15 protein-coding genes are annotated in these 18,216 nt (G+C 70.4%); 13 read left to right on the top strand and 2 right to left on the bottom strand.

What is annotated here, in order from left to right:
• Positions 1 to 189 precede the first annotated feature (189 nt).
• Together ACIBX3_RS01405 and ACIBX3_RS01400 are read left to right on the top strand one after the other, a co-directional pair.
• The gene (locus ACIBX3_RS01405; RefSeq protein ID WP_397111882.1) at positions 190 to 1,263 is read left to right on the top strand and encodes a glycosyltransferase family 2 protein; all 1,074 of its coding nucleotides are present in this window, start codon (positions 190 to 192) and stop codon (positions 1,261 to 1,263) included.
• The gene (locus ACIBX3_RS01400) at positions 1,260 to 2,909 is read left to right on the top strand and encodes a glycosyltransferase family 2 protein (protein WP_397111880.1); all 1,650 of its coding nucleotides are present in this window, start codon (positions 1,260 to 1,262) and stop codon (positions 2,907 to 2,909) included. Before ACIBX3_RS01405 ends, ACIBX3_RS01400 begins: the two co-directional genes overlap by 4 nt.
• A 108-nt stretch (positions 2,910 to 3,017) precedes the next feature.
• On the opposite strand, the gene ACIBX3_RS01395 is transcribed toward ACIBX3_RS01400, so the two are convergent.
• Complete coding sequence (locus ACIBX3_RS01395) at positions 3,018 to 4,493, bottom strand: glycosyltransferase family 2 protein (RefSeq protein ID WP_397111878.1); 1,476 nt, start codon at positions 4,491 to 4,493, stop codon at positions 3,018 to 3,020.
• A 189-nt stretch (positions 4,494 to 4,682) separates the two neighbouring features.
• Between ACIBX3_RS01395 and thrC the strand changes: the two genes are divergently transcribed.
• The 5 genes from thrC (at position 4,683) to ACIBX3_RS01370 (ending at position 11,315) form a co-directional block, all read left to right on the top strand.
• Complete coding sequence (thrC, locus tag ACIBX3_RS01390; RefSeq protein WP_397111877.1) at positions 4,683 to 5,741, top strand: threonine synthase; 1,059 nt, start codon at positions 4,683 to 4,685, stop codon at positions 5,739 to 5,741.
• 23 nt (positions 5,742 to 5,764) lie between these two features.
• A complete protein-coding gene (gene thrB, locus ACIBX3_RS01385; RefSeq protein ID WP_397111875.1) occupies positions 5,765 to 6,679 on the top strand; it encodes a homoserine kinase in 915 nt (304 codons plus the stop codon).
• A gap of 459 nt (positions 6,680 to 7,138) precedes the next feature.
• On the top strand, positions 7,139 to 9,208 hold the full coding sequence (gene rho / locus ACIBX3_RS01380; protein WP_397111873.1) for a transcription termination factor Rho: 2,070 nt from the start codon (positions 7,139 to 7,141) through the stop codon (positions 9,206 to 9,208).
• A gap of 198 nt (positions 9,209 to 9,406) precedes the next feature.
• On the top strand, positions 9,407 to 10,669 hold the full coding sequence (locus ACIBX3_RS01375) for a sensor histidine kinase (RefSeq protein ID WP_397111872.1): 1,263 nt from the start codon (positions 9,407 to 9,409) through the stop codon (positions 10,667 to 10,669).
• Positions 10,670 to 10,679: 10 nt separating this feature from the next.
• Positions 10,680 to 11,315, top strand: coding sequence for a response regulator transcription factor (locus ACIBX3_RS01370; protein ID WP_397111870.1), 636 nt, complete (start codon positions 10,680 to 10,682; stop codon positions 11,313 to 11,315).
• Here the strand turns inward: ACIBX3_RS01370 and ACIBX3_RS01365 are convergent, their stop codons facing one another.
• Positions 11,316 to 12,359, bottom strand: a complete 1,044-nt coding sequence (locus ACIBX3_RS01365) for a hypothetical protein (protein ID WP_397111868.1) — start codon at positions 12,357 to 12,359, stop codon at positions 11,316 to 11,318. It lies immediately after the preceding gene.
• A gap of 201 nt (positions 12,360 to 12,560) precedes the next feature.
• Here ACIBX3_RS01365 and rpmE point away from each other — a divergent pair, with 201 nt between their 5' ends.
• From rpmE to ACIBX3_RS01335, 6 genes are all read left to right on the top strand, one after another.
• A complete protein-coding gene (rpmE, locus tag ACIBX3_RS01360; protein WP_397111866.1) occupies positions 12,561 to 12,779 on the top strand; it encodes a 50S ribosomal protein L31 in 219 nt (72 codons plus the stop codon).
• Between the two features lie 90 nt (positions 12,780 to 12,869).
• On the top strand, positions 12,870 to 13,922 hold the full coding sequence (gene prfA, locus ACIBX3_RS01355) for a peptide chain release factor 1 (protein ID WP_397111865.1): 1,053 nt from the start codon (positions 12,870 to 12,872) through the stop codon (positions 13,920 to 13,922).
• Entirely contained in the window at positions 13,919 to 14,773 is an 855-nt protein-coding gene (prmC, locus tag ACIBX3_RS01350) for a peptide chain release factor N(5)-glutamine methyltransferase (RefSeq protein WP_397111863.1), read from the top strand. The genes prfA and prmC overlap by 4 nt, the downstream gene beginning before the upstream one ends.
• Before the next feature lie 10 nt (positions 14,774 to 14,783).
• A complete protein-coding gene (locus ACIBX3_RS01345) occupies positions 14,784 to 15,431 on the top strand; it encodes an L-threonylcarbamoyladenylate synthase (RefSeq protein WP_397111861.1) in 648 nt (215 codons plus the stop codon).
• A gap of 206 nt (positions 15,432 to 15,637) precedes the next feature.
• The gene (locus ACIBX3_RS01340) at positions 15,638 to 17,794 is read left to right on the top strand and encodes a hypothetical protein (RefSeq protein ID WP_397111859.1); all 2,157 of its coding nucleotides are present in this window, start codon (positions 15,638 to 15,640) and stop codon (positions 17,792 to 17,794) included.
• Positions 17,794 to 18,171: a hypothetical protein gene (locus ACIBX3_RS01335; protein ID WP_397111858.1), complete on the top strand. Its 378-nt coding sequence runs from the start codon at positions 17,794 to 17,796 to the stop codon at positions 18,169 to 18,171. The genes ACIBX3_RS01340 and ACIBX3_RS01335 overlap by 1 nt, the downstream gene beginning before the upstream one ends.
• Positions 18,172 to 18,216 lie beyond the last annotated feature (45 nt).

The raw sequence follows: 18,216 nt of genomic DNA, 5'->3' as shown, positions 1-18,216 counted from the left end.
CGGGATTATTGACACCTTAATAAACATTCGCCACTACCGTGCCATAAGTTCCTGGAGGAAAACTGGCAATCTCCCTCTCCCCACCTGCAAAGCAGGTCCTGCCGAAAGTGTGACCTCGCGTCTACTCGTCGGTAAAACCGGCGTAAGGTAGGCGCCGACTGATCCCCAGCAGTCGAGGAGCACGCATCCATGTCCGTCACCCCCTGCGGCTTCGCGCGAACGCCGGAGAAGGGGCTGGCCCGCCTGCACTGGGCCGACGCCGGTTGGGCGGTCGAGGGTCAGCCGCCGGACGTGGCCGCGCTGCGCCCGCTGCGCGGCCTCGAGGTCGAGTGGCCCGACGCACCGGTGCCCCTGGACGGCCTGCTGCGCCTGGCCGCGGCCGGGATTCCGCTGACGGCCGACCGCGCGATGCCCTGGGCGCCGGCCGGTCTCGCGGCGCTGCTCACCGACCGAGCCTGGCTCGACCACGCCGCCGACGGCACCGCGGGCTGCCTCGCCGACCTGCGGCGCGAGGAGCACAGCGTACGCCTGCGCCGCTTGGCGCACCCCATACCCACGCCCAAGGTCAGCATCGTCATGTCGACCAAGCGGCCGGGCCTCGTCGGCGCGGCGCTCGCCCAGATGGAGCGGCAGCGCGGCGTCGAGACCGAGGTGCTGCTCGGGCTGCACGGGGTGGCGTTCGAGCAGGTACGCGCGGCCGTCGAGGGCAGCGCGCTGCCCGTGAAATGGGTCGAGGCGGACGCATCCGTGCCGTTCGGCGAGGTGCTCAACCGGGCGGCGGCTCTCGCGAGCGGCGACTACCTGGCCAAATGGGACGACGACGATTGGTACGGCCCGCGCCACCTCGCCGACCTCTTCATGGCCCTCACCTACGCGGGGGCCGACGTGGTGGGCACGACGGCCGAGTTCTTCTACCTGGAACCGCTGAAGGCCACGATCAGGCGGACGACGTTCGCCAGCGGGGCCGGCTATCCGAGCGAGGTGTGGTCCGACCATGTGGCCGGGGGCACGATCGTGGTGTCTTTGGTAAAGTTTCGGGAAATAGGTGGATTTCCTGGTGTTTTCCGGGCCGTCGATCTCGAGTTCCTGAAGGCGGCGCACCAGGCGGGAGCGCGCATTTACCGTACGCACGGACTGGGTTACGTCCTGCGCAGAGGGCTCAGCGACGAGCACACATGGCAGCTTCCACTGGCCCACTTCCTCAAGGTGGCCGCCAACCAATGGCGCGGCTTCCGCCCGAGCCTGCTGATGGAAGCCGCATGAGCGAGCGCAGCAGCCGCGCGGCCGCCCGTGCGCGGGTGCGCGGCAACGACTACCGCGTGCTCCGGCCGCCTGAACGCCTCACGCCGGAGCTGACGGTCAGCGTGGTCATACCGGCGTACGGCGGGCAGGACAAGCTCGACCTGGTGCTCGCCGGGCTGGCCAGGCAGACGTACCCGGCGGAGCTGACCGAGGTCATCGTCGTCGACAACGGCAGCGTGCCGCCGCTACGCCTGCCCGAGGGCCGTCCCGCCCGTACCAGCCTGATCGTCTGCCCGGAGCCGGGCCGGGCGGCGGCCCGCAACGCCGGGCTGGCGCGGGCGACGGGCGACGTGATCCACTGGCTCGACTCCGACGTGGTGCTCACCCCGGGCGCGATCGAGGCCCACATGCGCTGGCACCACGCGGCCCCGTACCTCGTCGTCACCGGCTACATCCGGTTCACCTGCGCCGACGTGCCCGCCGAGCTGCCCGGCGACCTGGAGCGGCACTTCGAGCCCGCCGAGCCGCACGCCTGGATCGTGGACCTCGTCGAGCGCACGAACGGCCTCACCGACAACCCCCAGCGCCCGTTCAGCCTGCACGTCGGCGGCGCGACCTCGGTCAACGCCCGGCTGATCGAGACGGCGGGACCGATGGACGAGGAGCTGATCCTCGGCCAGGACACCGAGATGGGCTACCGGCTGGCCCAGGCGGGCGCGGTCTTCGTGCCCGAGCCCGCCGCGCGCGCCTACCACCTCGGGCCGACCATGCGGATGCGCGACAAGCAGCCGATCGACCGGGTGAGCCATGCCTTCGTGGCCGACCGCGTCCCGGCCTACCGCTGGCTGCGCGGCCATCCGGGGCGGCAGTGGAAGGTCCCGTACGTCACCGTGGTGGTGGACGGGACGGCGGGCTACGACGTGGTGCGGGCGACCGTGGATGCCCTGCTCGCCAGCACTATTCCCGACATTTCCGTACTCCTCCTGGGCCCCTGGGACACCCTCCAGCACGAGCGCCGCGCCCCGCTGCGGGACCCCGGCCTCGACCTGGTGCTGGTCCACGGCCACTACCGGCACGAGGGCCGGGTACGCCTCTCCGTCCGGGAGGACGTCGACCCCGCCGTGCCGTTCGTGCTGCGCCTGCCCGCCGGCTGGATGCCCGGCGAGGACACGCTGGCCCGCCTGCTCGACCTCGCCCGCGACGAGGGGCTGGGGCTCGTGAACGTGCTGCTCCACGAGTCGCCCGAGGGCGTCGTCGCCGCCCGCCTGGAACGCGTGTCCGCCTTCGCCCGGGCCCGCATCGTGGCCGAGCGAGGGGAAGACCTGGACGACGCGGTGGACGCGGTGTCGGGCGTGTCCTGGGTCGAGGCCGAGACCTACGGGTTCACCACCGAGGCGGCGTCCCTGCTCGGGCGGCGGAGCGCGTACCGGGCCCGCGTGGAGGCCGAGGCCGAGGCGGCCCGGCTGGCCAAGGAGGCCGAGCGGTTGCGGGGGCAGGTGGCCAAGTGGAAGGAGGAGGCGGGGCGCTGGCGCAAGTCCGCGGTGGACCTGCGCCGCGAGGTCGGCGGCCTGCGTCGCCAGCTCGCCGCCGCCACCCGCGCCCAGAAGAGCCTGCGTGCCCTGGTGTCCACCACGATGAGACGCGCCCTGGGCAAACGCGTGCCCTGACCCTCGGCCCGCCGGTTGCGGCGCCGCATCCGAAGGCCGCCCACCAGGGCGTATGGACGTCCTGAGAGGCCTCCCGAGGCGGGCGGGGCCCCATATACCGGGGCGGGGTCAGTTGGGGCGGAGGGCGGACTTCAGGCGCCTCAGGAGGGTCTTTTCCGGCGGTTCCGCGGACACCGTCACCGGGGCCGGGATGGTGACCGGTTCCGGCTGCTTGGGGGCGGGCCAGTAGCGGTCCGGGGACTCATGACGGACACCGTGGGTGACGGCGATGATGTCGTCCAGGTCGGCGGCGCCGGGGTCGGCGAGCAGCACGGCGCGGCCCAGCGCAGAGGTGCGCTCCAGGCGGGTGGCGCGGCCGTCAGGGAGGTCCACGATGAGCACGCCCGTGAGGTCCTTCTGGACCGACTCGATCATGCGCTCCAGCGTCACCCGGTGTAGCGGCACGTCAACGGGCCCGCGGTAGCGGAACGGGACCGGGGCGGGCGTCGGAGCGGCCTCGTCGATCAGGCGGATGCGGTCGTCGTGCGCGAACAGGTCACGTATCAGCCGCAGCTCGAAGCACGGATCCGACAGCACCGACCGCCGCGCGTCGTTCAGCCGCGACCACGGCCCCACCAGCGTCACCACGACGTCCTGCAGCTTGCCGTCCAGCGCCGCCGCCACCGCCTCCCGCACCACCGACTCGGAGGTGTCGGTGACATCGAGCACGATCTCCACGTACGGCACCAGCCACCGCCGCCCGCGATCCTTGCGCAGGTCCCTGCGCAGCGGGATCCGGTGCGCCAGATAGGGCTCCACCGCCCGCACGGCCCGCTCACGGTCGCGGTGCTGCGCGGGCAGCCCCAGGTGGACGGCCTGTGCGTCCATGTCGGGCACGAACACCACGCCGTGCATCGCCAGCCGGTACGAGAACTCGGTGTCCTCGCCCCGCGCCACGGTCGGGTCGAGGCCGCCCACGGCGTGGAAGACCTCCCTGGGAAGGGCGAAGGTCGGTCCCGTGCACACGTGGTAGGGATTGCGGCTCTTGCGCAGCCCGTCGGTCTTGGCGATCGTCGCCTCGGTGGAACTGGACACGGCCTCGTCCAGCTTGAACAGCTCTCCCAGGTGTCCCGCCTGGAAGACCTGGCGTGGCGTGAGGGGCGGCGTGTCGACGAACTTCTTCATCCCGATCGTGACCAGGTAGTCCGTCTCGTGGTGCCATCGGGCCAGCGCCTCGATGTGCTCGCGGCAGGCCACCATGTCGGAGTCGAGCCGCTGGATGATCTCGCCGTCGGCGGCCTTGGCGCCGGTGTTGACGGCGTTGGAGATGCCCCAGCCGTCCCGCACGCGTACGACGCGGGTGTTGACCGGCCGGATCTCGGGCAACCGGATCGGCGGCTCGCTGCCGTCGTCGACGACGAGGACCTCCATCAGGTGGTCCGGGTACGTCTGCGTCGCCAGTGCCGCCAGCGTCAGATCGAGCTTGTCCTGCCCGCCGTGCGCGGGTATCACCACGCTCACGGAAAGGGCGGGTGACCAGGCGCCGAGCTGCGGCGCTGCAACTGGTGAATAGTCGTTCTGCGTCAAGGCAGGACGCGCGTTCATGGTCGTGACCCCCTCCCGAGACCTTATCGGGAGATGCTGAGAATTTCCTGAATAGTGACCCTGTCCAACGCCCTTTCCAACACCCTGTCCAACCCGGGGTCGACCGGTACGTCCGAGGGGGACGCGGATCCTCGCCGGCCTCCCGCACCCCGTACACTCTGTGCCCAACAGCGCAGGTAGGGAGTCATCATGAGCAGGTCGTGGCGTGGCCTCATCGAGGAATACCGCGAGCGTCTTCCGGTCACGTCGAAGACGCCTGTCATCACGCTGCTCGAGGGCGGCACGCCGCTGGTGCCCGCCCACCGCGTCTCGGCCCTGACGGGCTGCGACGTCTACCTGAAGGTCGAGGGGGCCAACCCGACCGGCAGCTTCAAGGACCGTGGCATGACCATGGCCATCAGCAAGGCGGTCGAGGAGGGGGCCAAGGCGGTCATCTGCGCCTCGACCGGCAACACCTCGGCCTCGGCCGCGGCCTACGCCGTTCGCGCGGGGCTGACGTGCGCCGTCCTGGTGCCGCGGGGGAAGATCGCCATGGGCAAGCTCGCTCAGGCGCTCGTGCACGGCGCCACGCTGCTGCAGGTCGAGGGGTCGTTCGACGACTGCCTGGAGATGACCCGCAAGTTGTCGTCGAGCTATCCGATCGCGCTGGTCAACTCGGTCAACCCGTTCCGGCTGCAGGGGCAGAAGACGGCCGCTTTCGAGATCGTGGACACGCTGGGCGACGCCCCGGACATCCACTGCATCCCGGTGGGGAACGCGGGCAACATCTCGGCCTACTGGATGGGTTACGGGGAATACTTCGCCGACGGCGTGGCGACCAGGCGACCGCGGATGTTCGGGTTCCAGGCCAGCGGCGCGGCGCCGATCGTCGAGGGCGCGCCCGTGGCCCGTCCGCACACGATCGCCACCGCCATCCGCATCGGCAACCCGGCTTCCTGGTCGCTGGCCACGGCGGCCCGCGACGAGTCCGGCGGGGCCATCCAGTCGGTGACCGACCGGCAGATCGCGGCGGCGTACAAACTGCTGGCGCAGGAGGAGGGCGTGTTCGTGGAGCTGGCCTCCGCGGCCAGCGTCGCAGGCCTCCTGCAGGCGCACAAGCAGGGGATGGTCGAGCCGGGGCAGCGCATCGTCTGCACGGTGACCGGCAACGGGCTCAAGGACCCGGACTGGGCCATCTCGGGGGCACCGGCGCCGGTGGTCATCCCCATCGACGTCCACGCCGCCGCGGCGGCTCTCAACCTCGCCTGACGGGGGCTACGGGAAGTGAGTGAATGAGGACCGTTGACATCCGCGTGCCCGCCACGTCGGCGAACCTGGGACCGGGTTTCGACGCGCTGGGGCTGGCACTGAGCCTGTACGACGAGATCGAGGCCACGCTGACCGATGAGCGGGGCGTGCGCGTCGACGTTGAGGGCGAGGGTGCGGGGGAGGTCGATCGCGGCGAGGGTCACCTGGTGGTCAGGGCGATGCGCGAGGCGTTCGGCCGTATGGGGGTCCCTCAGCCCGAGGGGATACACCTGCGTTGCCGCAACAGGATTCCGCACGCCAGGGGCCTGGGCTCCTCCTCGGCGGCCGTGTGCGCGGGCATTCTCGCCGCCCGCGCGCTCACGGAGAGCGAATACTCCGGTTTCTCCGACGACGAGGTGTTCGCGCTGGCCACCGAGATGGAAGGCCATCCCGACAATGTGGCGCCCTGCCTGGCCGGCGGGCTGACCGTGGCGTGGTCCGACCACACCGGGTCACCGCATATGGTGAAACTGGTTCCCGACGAACGGGTCCGCCCCGTCGCCGTCATTCCATCGACGCGGCTGGCCACGGAGACCGCGCGGGGACTTTTGCCGAAGGACGTGCCCCACAAGGACGCCTCCTTCAACGCCGGCAGGGCCGCGTTGCTGATCGCCGCGCTGACCCAGCGTCCGGAACGGGGGCTGTTGCTCGCCGCCACCGAAGATAGGCTCCACCAGCATTACCGCGCGCCTGCGATGCCGGATAGCGTGGATCTGGTAGAACGTCTCCGTGCAGTGGGCGTGCCCGCGGTCGTTTCGGGAGCGGGTCCCACGGTTCTTGCGTTTTCGACATCGGATACGCAGGATTTGATCGCGCCAGAAGTGGGTAATGACTGGCACATCCAGCTAATGGACGTCGACCCGGTTGGTGCGAACGTTCAGTTCCCCGAGACACGCTGATGCCTCTTTAGACCTTCAGGGAATAGCCGTGTGCGCTGGTGATGTTAGGCTGATAGCCGCACCAGATGCCCCCTTGGTGGGTGCGTGCTTGTCAGCCACACATCGCTGCATCATGCTTCACGTCGCGAGGCGTGGGCAGCGCGGCTGTCTCCCCGGAATTTTCCGCCTCCGGTTGGCCCACACCCGGTTGGCTCGAAACGAGGCGGCGACGACGGGGACCTGCGCGTTCGAATCACATCGACATCTGGTTGGCGACAGCAATCTGGGGGGTGTCAGCCACGCGCCACGGCCCATTGGCGGCGTGGACGAGCCCCTCCCCAAGAGTGGCGGCCGTCTTACCAGTGACAGCCGAAGATCGCAAAGTGCACCCCGACCCGGTCTGTCCCGCCGGATCGCAAGCACCTCCGGGACGCCCGGCAGAACAAAACCGGCGCCCGACCCCTGGGAAGGACCTTTTAGTTGAGCGACACCACCGAACTCCTCTCCGACGCATCAGGCGCAGAGCCGGCGTCCGGCGACACCCCCACCCGCGCCGCGGCCAAGCCGCGTGCGCGTCGCTCCGGCACCGGCCTGTCCGCCAAGGTGCTGCCTGAGCTGCAGAAAATCGCCGCGGAGCTGGGCATCAGCGGGACCGGGCGCATGCGGAAGAGCCAGCTCATCGCGGCCATCCAGGAGAAGCAGGGTGGCGGTTCCGGCGAAGCCACGCAGGCTCCCGCGGCCACAGCCGAGGCGCCCGCCGTAGCGGCGGAGGCCGCTCCGGCCGCCGAGCGGCCCACCCGCACCCGCAGGGAACGTTCCCGTGCCAAGCCCGCCGAGGAGCCCGCCCCGCAGCAGCCCGTGGCCGCGGCTCCGGAGCCCGTGGCCGCGGCGCCCGAGCCCGTCGCCGCTCCGGCCGAGCCGGTCGTGGAGCAGCAGCCCCAGGCCGTCGAGGCCGCGCAGAGCGAAGGACGCGCCGACCGCGGCGAGAGCCGTCGCGAGCGTCGCAGCCGTGGCGAGCGCCGTGAGCGCGGCGAGCGCGGCGGCGACCGGTCCGGCAGCGACCGCGGTGAGGGCGGCCGTGCTGACAGTCGCACGGACAGTCGTGCCGACAGCCGCACGGACAGCCGCGCCGACGGTCGTGCTGACAGTCGTGTCGACAGCCGCGCCGACGGTCGTGCTGACAGTCGTGTCGACAGCCGTGCGGACAGTCGTGCTGACAGCCGTGCGGACAGCCGTGCTGACAGTCGCGCCGACAGCCGTGCGGACAGTCGTGCTGACAGTCGCGCCGACCAGCGCGGCGGCGACGACGACGAGCGCGGCGGGCGCGGCCGCAGGGGCCGCTTCAGGGAGCGCAACCGCGGCCGAGGCCGTGACCGCTTCGAGGGTGGCGGCGAGCCCGTCATCGGCGACGACGACGTGCTCATCCCGATCGCCGGCATCCTGGACATCCTCGACAACTACGCGTTCGTCAGGACCAGCGGCTACCTGCCCGGCAGCAATGACGTCTACGTCTCGCTCGCCCAGATCCGCCGCAACGGCCTGCGCAAGGGCGACGTCATCACCGGCGCCGTCCGGCAGCCCCGCGACGGCGAGCGGCGCGAGAAGTTCAACGCCCTGGTCCGCCTCGACACCGTCAACGGCATGGACCCAGAGCAGGCCCGCAACCGGCCGGACTTCAACAAGCTGACGCCGCTCTACCCGCAGGACCGCCTGCGGCTGGAGACCGAGCACAACATCCTCACCACGCGGATCATCGACCTCGTGTCGCCGATCGGCAAGGGCCAGCGCGGCCTCATCGTCTCGCCGCCCAAGGCCGGTAAGACGATGGTGCTGCAGGCCATCGCCAACGCGATCACCCGCAACAACCCCGAGTGCCACCTCATGGTCGTGCTCGTGGACGAGCGGCCTGAAGAGGTCACCGACATGCAGCGGTCGGTCAAGGGCGAGGTCATCCACTCGACCTTCGACCGTCCCGCCGAGGACCACACCACGGTCGCCGAGCTCGCCATCGAGCGGGCCAAGCGTCTGGTGGAGCTGGGCCACGACGTGGTCGTCCTGCTCGACTCGATCACCCGCCTCGGCCGCGCCTACAACCTGGCGGCCCCGGCGTCCGGTCGCATCCTGTCGGGTGGTGTCGACTCCACGGCGCTCTACCCGCCGAAGCGGTTCTTCGGCGCCGCCCGCAACATCGAGAACGGCGGCTCGCTGACGATCCTCGCCACGGCCCTGGTCGAGACCGGGTCCAAGATGGACGAGGTCATCTTCGAGGAGTTCAAGGGCACCGGCAACATGGAGCTCAAGCTCAACCGGTCGCTGGCGGACAAGCGGATCTTCCCGGCGGTGGACGTGGACGCGTCCGGCACCCGTAAGGAAGAGATCCTCATGGCCAGGGACGAGCTCCAGATCGTCTGGAAGCTGCGCCGCGTGCTGCACGCGCTGGACATGCAGCAGGCGCTTGAGCTGCTTCTGGAGAAGATGAAGGAGACCAAGTCCAACGCGGAGTTCCTCCTGCAGGTCCAGAAGACCACGGTGAGCAACGACCGCGACTAGCGGCTCCGTAGTTGGAGGGGCGGCAGGGGTTACTTTCCCTGCCGCCCCTTTTCCGTCTGTACGGTGCCGCGCCGTGTGTGGCGGTGGCGTGCGGGGCCGGGCGGGGGGAGGGCCCGTGGCGGGAGTGGGGCTAGCCCTACCCTCGTGACGGACGGCAGCCGCATTCACTCCGGCCGCTTCAGGCGGCACGCTTGGGGCATGCGATCGGTGGCGTTGAGAGACCGCGTGCCGTTCGGGCCGAAAGGCCCGCTGGGGGTCCTGGTCGATCCGATGACCTGGCGTGCGGCACCGTACTTACTGGTCAGCGTGGCGTTCGGGTTCGGCTGGTTCATCGTGTTGTCCTTCGCGGTGCCGATCTCGCTCACGCTCACGATCGTCTGGGTCGGCGTGCCCCTGGCGATGGCGACCGTGCTGATGTGGCGCGGCGGGGCGATGCTCGAGCGCAGGATGTTGCAGGCGGCGTTCGGGATCAAGATCGCGGATCCGTACCGGAGCCGGCCGGAGCGCGGGGTGGGCGCGCACATCCGCTGGCTGGTGACGGACCCCGCCACCTGGAAGGACCTCGGCTACCTGCTGATGCTGCTGCCTCTCGGGCTCGTGGAGGCGGCCGTGTCGGCGGCTTTGTGGATCGCCTCGGGCACGACATTGCTCGCGCCGCTCCTGCTCTGGATCGACGAGGCGACGGGGAACGGCGACTACTTCGGCGGGGACCGGGTCGCCGCTGGTGTCGCCGTGTTCTTCGGCGTCGTGCTGCTCGTGGCGACGGCGTACTTCGTGCGCGGGATGTCCTGGCTGCACGGCACGCTCGCCGTCGTGCTGCTCGGCGGCAGCGAGGAGGAGCGGTTGCGGGCCAGCCGTGCCCGGGGGATCGACGCGGCCGAGGCGGAGCGGCGCAGGATCGAGCGCGACCTGCACGACGGCGCGCAGCAGCGGCTGCTGTCCGTCGCGGTGGATCTCGGGCGGGCGCAGGCCAAGTTCGACGCCGAGCCCGACGAGGCCAGGATGCTCATCGCGCAGGCGCACGCGGGCACCAAGGCCGCCATCGCCGAGCTGCGCAACCTGGCGCGCGGCATCCACCCGGCCATCCTCAGCGACCGCGGGCTGGACGCGGCGCTGTCGGGGCTGGCCGCGCGGGCGCCGATCCACGTGGACGTCTCGGTCGAGCTGGAGGAGCGGCCGCCGGCGGCGGTGGAGAGCATCGCGTACTTCATCGTCGCGGAGTCGCTGGCCAACATGGCCAAGCACGCGGCCGCGACGGAGGCGTCGGTGTCGGTGTTCAGGGACCGGCGCGGTGTGGTCGTCGACGTGTGGGACAACGGCGTCGGCGGAGCGCTCGTCACCCCCGGCGGCGGCCTGTCGGGGCTGGCCGACCGGGCGGCCACCATCGACGGCGTGCTCGTCGTCCACAGTCCCATCGGCGGCCCCACCATCGTGCGTGCGGAGCTGCCCTGCGAGTGGTAGTCATGTGGCCATGCGCGTAGTCATCGCCGAGGACTCCGTACTGCTGCGTGAGGGTCTCGCCCGGCTCCTCGCCGACGGTGGGATCGAGACCGTGGCGACCGTCGCCGACGGCTCCGCGCTGGAGGCCGCGGTCGAGGAGCACGGTCCTGATCTGGCGATCGTCGACGTGCGCATGCCTCCCACGCACACCGACGAGGGGCTGCGGGCGGCGTTACGGGTCCGCGCCGCCCGGCCGGACTTCCCGATCCTGGTCCTGTCGCAGTACGTCGAGGAGCGATACGCGGGCGACCTCATCGGCAAGGCCGTCGGCTACCTGCTGAAGGAGCGGGTGGCCGACGTGGCCGACTTCCTGGAGGCGGTGCGGCAGGTGGCGGCGGGCGGCACGGTCATCGACCCCGAGGTGGTCGTCCAACTGCTCAGCCGCCAGCGCCGCGGCGCCCCGCTCGACACGCTCTCTCCTCGCGAGCGCGAGGTCCTCGCACTGATGGCGGAGGGCCGCTCGAACACCGCCATCGCCGCCCGCCTCGTCGTCACCGAGGGCGCGGTCGAGAAGCACATCTCCGGCATCTTCGCCAAGCTGGCCCTCGGGCCGGCGCCCGAGGACCATCGGCGTGTGCTCGCCGTGCTGACGTACCTGGGACGTTGACTACCTGACGTCCACGAACTCCTGCGGCGACAGCGAACTGCGCGTCTTGCTCGTGCCGGGCACCTTGACCCGGAAGTAGCCGTCCTTCTTCGCCTTGTACACCTTCGAGTACTTGCCGGTCGAGCCGGCCTTGGCGAAGCCCAGGAGCTTGTACGTCTTGGTGCCCTTCGCCTTGAAGTACACCTCGACGGTCTTGCCCTTGTACGCCTTCGAGCCCCGGTAGACCTTGCCGTACACCTTGAACGTCTTGCCCTTGGCCACCTTGTTCGGCGCCGCGATCGTGACCCTCGTCTTGGTCTTCTTGGACGCGCCGCCCGCGGGCGCCACGACTGTGAACGACGCCACGCCCTTGAGCGTCTGACCCTTCTTGGTGGCGAAGACCTCCAGGGTCCAGTCGCCCGGGGTCGTGTCGTCGGCGAAGTACGTGCTGCCGCGGTAGTAGCCGTCCGACTCCTTGGCCAGCTCACCGAGGTCATAGAGCTCGCCGCCGGACTCGCTGACGAGCTTCGCCGACACCGAGGCCGCGTCCTTCACCGCCGTCTCGACCGAGACCTGGACGTCCTTGCCCTTGACGAGCTGGACCGGGTCCGGGCTGACCCGGCCGGCGCTGATGCCCTGCTTGCCGGCGACCTTGACCACGAACGGCGTGGCGTTGGAGCCGGTGTCGCGGGCGACGACGACGCTCAGCTTCCAGTCGCCGGCCGGGTCGTCCTTGGTGATCGCCCACGTGCCGATGATCGTCTTCGTGGCCGCGGTGTCACCGGTCTTGAAGTCGAACGTCACCGTCTTGGCCGACTTGCCGGGCGGTTCGATGCTGCCCGTGACGCTTGTGACGTTGGCCGGGTCCTTGAGCTTGAGCGTGACGGTGCCCTCGACGTCGCTCTCAAGCGGGATGGACGCGTCGGAGGAGGCGTCCCCCGTGAAGTCGTCCGCCATGGCCAGCGCCTGGTGAGCGTACGCGCTGGTGGCGGTCAGGCCGGTGCCCCCGAGGAGAACGGCGGCCCCCGTGGCGGTCGCGAGCAGCAACCGCACCCTTCTCTTCATTTGTGGAGTTCCCTTAGATAAGTAACGAATGGTGCCAGGGAGCCTAGTGTGGCCCGAGCGCCCCCGCCGTAAAGATCGAGGGGAATGCCCGATGGCCTGGGATGGTTGGACGATCTGGCACACTGGTAGCTGACCATTTTGCGGTTCCGGTTCACGCCGTGCGTGAAGGCGACCCGGCGGCCGCAGCCCGAAAGGACAGCAATGAAGCCCGACATCCACCCTGACTACGTCGTGACCCAGGTGAGTTGCTCCTGCGGTAACACGTTCACCACCCGCAGCACCGCCAAGAACGGCGTGATCCACGCCGACGTGTGCTCTGCCTGTCACCCGTTCTACACCGGCAAGCAGAAGATTCTCGACACGGGCGGCCGGGTGGCGCGCTTCGAGAAGCGCTTCGGCAAGAAGGCCACGGGCAAGTAGCTTCCCTGACGCCGGCCCGGGTGCACGCCTGCGTGCACCGGGTCGGCGTTGTTGGTGAAACGCCCGACCCAAAGACTGTAAGGACCCACGGTGAATCTCGACGAGTTGCTCAAGGAGTATTCCGAGCTGGAGCTGCAGCTCGCCGATCCCGCCGTGCACGCCGATCAGAACAAGGCCCGGACCCTCGGCAGGCGCTACTCTCAGCTCACACCGGTCGTCGGCACCTACCGCGAGCTGGAGTCGGTCCGCGAGGACCTGACCGCCGCCAAGGAGCTGGCCGGCGAGGACGAGTCGTTCGCGGCCGAGGCCGCCGAGCTCGAAGAGCGCATCCCGCAGCTGGAGGAGCGCCTCAAGCATCTGCTCATCCCGCGCGATCCCAACGATGACAAAGACATCATCATGGAGATCAAAGCGGGCGAGGGCGGCGAGGAGTCCGCGCTGTTCGCCGGCGACCTGCTGCGGATGTATCTCCGCTACGCCGAGCGGGTCGGCTGGAAGACCGAGGTCATCGACAGCCAGCCCTCCGACCTGGGCGGATACAAGGACGTCACGGTCGGCATCAAGGCCAAGGGCGACGAGGGCGCGTGGTCCAGGCTCAAGTTCGAGGGCGGCGTGCACCGCGTGCAGCGGGTGCCCGTCACCGAGTCGCAGGGCCGCATCCACACCAGCGCCGCGGGCGTGCTCGTCTACCCGGAGGCCGAGGAGGTCGACGTCCAGATCGACCCCAACGACCTGCGCATCGACGTCTACCGCTCCAGCGGCCCCGGTGGCCAGAGCGTCAACACCACGGACTCCGCGGTCCGCATCACCCACCTGCCCACGGGCGTGGTCGTCTCCTGCCAGAACGAGAAGAGCCAGCTGCAGAACAAGGAGTCGGCGCTGCGCATCCTGCGCGCCCGGCTGCTGGTGATGGCGCAGGAGCAGGCTGATGCCGCGGCGCAGGCGGAGCGCAAGTCCCAGGTGCGCACGGTGGACCGCTCCGAGCGCATCCGCACCTACAACTTCCCGGAAAACCGCATTTCCGACCACCGCGTCGGCTTCAAGGCGTACAACCTCGACCAGGTTCTCGACGGTGAGCTCACCGCCGTCACCCAGGCCCTCATCGACGCCGAGATGGCGGAGAAGCTCGCACAACACTCATGACATTTCTGCTGGACGAGATCGCCCTGGCCACCGCTCGGCTGGCCGAGGCAGGCGTGCCCTCACCGCGTACCGACGCCGAGGAGATCGCCGCGTTCGTCCACGGCGTGCGCAGGAGCGAGCTCCACACGGTCAAGGACGGCGACTTCGACGCGCTGTTCTGGGAGGGCATCGCCCGGCGGGAGGCCCGCGAGCCGCTGCAGCACATCACCGGCCACGCGTACTTCCGCTACCTGGAGCTCGCGGTCGGCCCCGGCGTGTTCGTGCCGCGGCCGGAGACCGAGGTGGTGACCGGCTGGGCCATCGAGACGCTGCGCGCGATGGACGTGACCGCCCCGCTCGTGGTCGATCTCGGCACCGGGTCGGGCGCGATCGCGCTCTCGATCGCCCAGGAGGTGGCGCTGGCCGAGGTCCACGCCGTGGAGGTCGACCCCGCGGCGTACACGTGGGCCAAGCGCAACATCTCCGAGCTGGGCCAGGGCCGTACCCATCTGCATCCGGAGGACCTCGCCGAGGCTCTGCCGGAGCTCAACGGCAAGGTGGACCTGGTCATCTCCAACCCGCCCTACATCCCGCCCGGCGCGATCCCGCGCGATCCTGAGGTGCGCGACTACGATCCCAGGCGCGCGCTCTTCGGCTCAGGCGACGACGGGCTCGGCGAGGTGCGCGCGGTCGAGCGCACGGCCCGCCGCCTGCTGCGTCCCGGCGGCTGGGTCGCCGTCGAGCACGCCGACGAGCAGGGCAGGGCCGTCTATCTGACCTTCCCGGAGGACAACGGCTGGCGCGACGTGCGGCTACGCCAAGACCTCACGAGAAGGGATCGCTTCGTCACCGCCAGGCTGGGTCAAGACTAGGATGCGGACCGTGGGAAGACGTTTTGACTGCTCCGACCTCGAGCAACGGACCGAGGGCCTGACCGAGGCCGCCGCCGCCGTGCGCCGCGGCGAGCTCGTGGTCCTGCCGACCGACACCGTCTACGGCATCGGCGCCGACGCCTTCACGCCGTCGGCGGTCACCGCGCTGCTCGACACCAAGGGGCGCGGCCGCGACATGCCGCCGCCCGTGCTCGTCGGCACCGTCAGAGCCGCCACAGCGCTCATAGACGACATGGGACCGTACGGGCAGGACTTGATAGACGCCTTCTGGCCCGGGCCGCTCACGCTCGTCTGCAAGGCCAACAGGGCCCTTTCCTGGGACCTGGGGGACACCAAGGGCACGGTGGCCGTCCGCATGCCGCTCCACCCGGTCGCGCTCGACCTGCTCAAGGAGACCGGCCCCATGGCGGTCTCCAGCGCCAACCGCTCCGGCGCCCCGGCCGCCACCACGGCGGAGGAGGCCGAGGAGCAGCTCGGCGACGCGATCGCGGTCTACCTCGACGGCGGCAAGACCAGCGACAACACGCCCTCCACCATCCTCGACCTGACCACGGCCGTGCCCAGGATGTTGCGGCGCGGCGCCATTCCCGTCGAGAAGCTGCGCGGCATCATCGGCTACGTCGCCACCGACGACTGATCGGCTGACACGGCCCGCGGACGTTGGCCGACGTATACCGTCTGCTTATCCCGGCTGCGGCGGCGCTCCGGCCAAGATTACGGTGAGGCCGGAGCGGCTGCCAATAAGAAACCTGCTCATCAGACTGCCGCCCCACTGTCGTGTGCGGCCAAGAACGTAGCGGCAGTCCGTTTGCAGGTTTCTTAGTGGTCGTCCGGGAGTGGTTCATGGGCAAGTACGACGGCATGGATCCCAAGCTGGTCCGTGATCTGCTGACCGAGGTGAAGCACGCGGCCACGCAGATGCGCACGGTCGAGGATCGGGTCAGGCTCGTGATGAGCCAGGCCAGGCTGTCCGCTCAGACCACCCACCGTCCCGTCCAGGTCGCCGACGCGGCCGATCAGATGGTCAGGGACGTCGGCGCCCGGCTCGGGGTGCTGGAGAAGCGGGTGGAGGAGCCGCGCGGCAAGGGCGACGTCCCTCCGTCCAGGGCGGGGACCACGGACGATGGCGACTCCAAGGAAAGGCGCGGGGACCAGGACAGGTACGACAACCCGCGCGCCGGCGACACGTCCGACGAGGTGCCCTCGAAGGACGAGGTGCCCTCGAAGGGCGACGACGACGTCAAGACGGGTGAAGAGAACAAGACCGATCGCGACGGCAGGACGGACAGAGGCGGCAAGACCGGCTCGGACGGGACGACCGATTCCGACGGGAAGACGTGCGACGACGCCGAGGGCCGCGGGACCGGCGAGGACACGGGCACCGGTAAGGACACGGGCACCGGTAAGGACACGGGCACCGGTAAGGACACGGGCACCGGTAAGGACACGGGCACGGGGACCGGGACCGGCGCGGACGCCAGAGACGATGGGAACACCAGTGACCAGCCTGCCGATCAGCCCGCCGACCAGCCCAAGGGCGACGATCTGGACAGCAGGCGCGACCGCGGGGCCGAGGCGGACGGCGGCGGCGCGACGGACACACCGGTCAAGGACCACCCTGACGACACCGACGTCACCAAGCCGCAGGTCGTGGTGGTCGACGGCGTGAAGGTTCTGCAGATTCCCCTCGACCCGCCCACGGCCGAGCAACTGGAGGACCTCCTCGAGAACACCGACAAGGTGCAACCGGCGGAAATGCCGAAGATGCCCGCCGACACCACCACCGCCGCCTCGAACGTCAACGTTCGGGCCGACGACGGCAGCGACGTCGTCTCCGCCGCCACCCAGCCCCCGGCCCTGGACGCGCTGAAGACGATGATCGAGAACCACCGGGACATCCAGCCGCAGGACATGCCTGGGGTGCAGGTCCCGGAGGGCGAGTACGGCAGGGGCGAGTGGGCCGAACGCGACATCCGCCCGGACGGCGACCCGGGCTCGATCACCCCCGGCCGCCCGGCCACCGGAGCCGGCGACCAGGTGACGCTTCCGCCCGTGTCATCGGCCTCGGGCGCCGGCACCGCCGGCCCGGACGGCTACGGCTCGGCAGGCGTCACGCCGATCGACGACACGCCCTCCACCCCGAGATCCGACGCCGCCTGCGACTCCGGCACGGACAGGACGCCGGGCGGCGCGGATCCGACGCCGGGGGACACGACGCCGGACGGCAAAGGCACCCCGCCGGACGGGACAGGCACCCCGCCGGACGGCGAAGGGACGACGCCCGGGGACGCGGACGCCAGGCCGGGGGACGCGGACAGGAAGCCGCGGGACACGGACACGCCGCCGGGCGGCATGGGTTCGACGCCCGGCGGCGCCCCGCCGGACAGCGGCACCGGCGTGACGATCCCGCCCACACCACCCGCAGGCGAGGGTGGCGCCGGCACAGGAGCCGCGACGCCGGGAAACGACACCACACCCGACGCCCGGGGCACTGGAACCGCCGACGAGCCCAGGAGCGGGCCATCGGACACGCCGGCCGGCGCGTACGGCACGACGCCCGCCGACACGTACGGCAACCCGCAGACAGGCGCCCCGAATGGCGGCACCGCACCCGTGGACGCCTACAGCGTGCCGCCGGTCGCCGGTGACACCGGCACAGGCGAGCAGGGCGCGGGCGCCGAGCGGGACGTTGGAGCCACACAGGGCGACGTAGGCGAGCAGTGCGACGGTGCCGGGCAGCGTGGTGGGGCCGAAGGCGGGTCCAAGGCCGGCGTGTGGGCGAACGACGGCAGTGAGGTCGTCTCCGTGGACGTCGCGCCGCCCGACATGGACGCCATCAGGTCGATGATCGAGAACCACCGAGACATCCAGCCTCAGGGAATGCCCTCCGTCCAGATCCCGCCCGGCGAGTACGGCAAAGGCGCATGGGCGCCCGAGGACATCCGCCCGGACGGCCCGCCCGGTGAGGTCGAGGCCGGCACGCCGGAAAGGAGCGCCTGATGTTCGTCGACCCACCGGCCCCCAAACCCCTGGGGCAGGACGAGCGCCCGCCCCGCACCATCGCGGGACCCTTGGAGAACACGGCCACGACCTACGAGTTCAACCCCGACTACCAGCGCCTCATCGTCGCATGGCAGACCGTCGTGCCCCAGTTGGAGACGCTCAAGACGGCCCTCGACAAGGCCTACAGCCTGGCCAGGAGCCCGCAGACGTGGGACGCCCCCGTGGGCGAGCGCTACGTCGAGGACATCCGGGAATGGCGCACCAGGCTGTCCGCCTACCGCCATTCCGTGCTGACCGCGATCAGCGACGAGGCGGCCGACACGCCCCGCTGGGTACCGGTCACGGTGGCGGACCCGCCGCGCCCGTTCCAGTAAGGCGAGGCCCCACCCTGGGAGAACCGGACATTAGGTCGTACAGTG

The organism is Nonomuraea sp. NPDC049480 (assembly GCF_044465905.1).
Lineage (GTDB): Bacteria > Actinomycetota > Actinomycetes > Streptosporangiales > Streptosporangiaceae > Nonomuraea.
Note: the sequence above shows the minus strand (reverse complement) of the source record. Positions and strands in the feature narration are given on the sequence as shown.

What these genes read in the sequence shown, in the direction of transcription:
- ACIBX3_RS01405 (WP_397111882.1), top strand. Translation starts at nt 190, where the DNA reads ATGTCCGTCACCCCCTGCGGCTTCGCGCGAACGCCGGAGAAGGGGCTG.
- prmC (WP_397111863.1), top strand. Translation starts at nt 13,919, where the DNA reads ATGACATTTCTGCTGGACGAGATCGCCCTGGCCACCGCTCGGCTGGCC.
- ACIBX3_RS01395 (WP_397111878.1), bottom strand. Translation starts at nt 4,493, where the DNA reads ATGAACGCGCGTCCTGCCTTGACGCAGAACGACTATTCACCAGTTGCA.
- ACIBX3_RS01365 (WP_397111868.1), bottom strand. Translation starts at nt 12,359, where the DNA reads ATGAAGAGAAGGGTGCGGTTGCTGCTCGCGACCGCCACGGGGGCCGCC.
- rpmE (WP_397111866.1), top strand. Translation starts at nt 12,561, where the DNA reads ATGAAGCCCGACATCCACCCTGACTACGTCGTGACCCAGGTGAGTTGC.
- thrC (WP_397111877.1), top strand. Translation starts at nt 4,683, where the DNA reads ATGAGCAGGTCGTGGCGTGGCCTCATCGAGGAATACCGCGAGCGTCTT.
- thrB (WP_397111875.1), top strand. Translation starts at nt 5,765, where the DNA reads ATGAGGACCGTTGACATCCGCGTGCCCGCCACGTCGGCGAACCTGGGA.
- ACIBX3_RS01400 (WP_397111880.1), top strand. Translation starts at nt 1,260, where the DNA reads ATGAGCGAGCGCAGCAGCCGCGCGGCCGCCCGTGCGCGGGTGCGCGGC.
- ACIBX3_RS01370 (WP_397111870.1), top strand. Translation starts at nt 10,680, where the DNA reads ATGCGCGTAGTCATCGCCGAGGACTCCGTACTGCTGCGTGAGGGTCTC.
- ACIBX3_RS01335 (WP_397111858.1), top strand. Translation starts at nt 17,794, where the DNA reads ATGTTCGTCGACCCACCGGCCCCCAAACCCCTGGGGCAGGACGAGCGC.
- ACIBX3_RS01375 (WP_397111872.1), top strand. Translation starts at nt 9,407, where the DNA reads ATGCGATCGGTGGCGTTGAGAGACCGCGTGCCGTTCGGGCCGAAAGGC.
- ACIBX3_RS01340 (WP_397111859.1), top strand. Translation starts at nt 15,638, where the DNA reads ATGGGCAAGTACGACGGCATGGATCCCAAGCTGGTCCGTGATCTGCTG.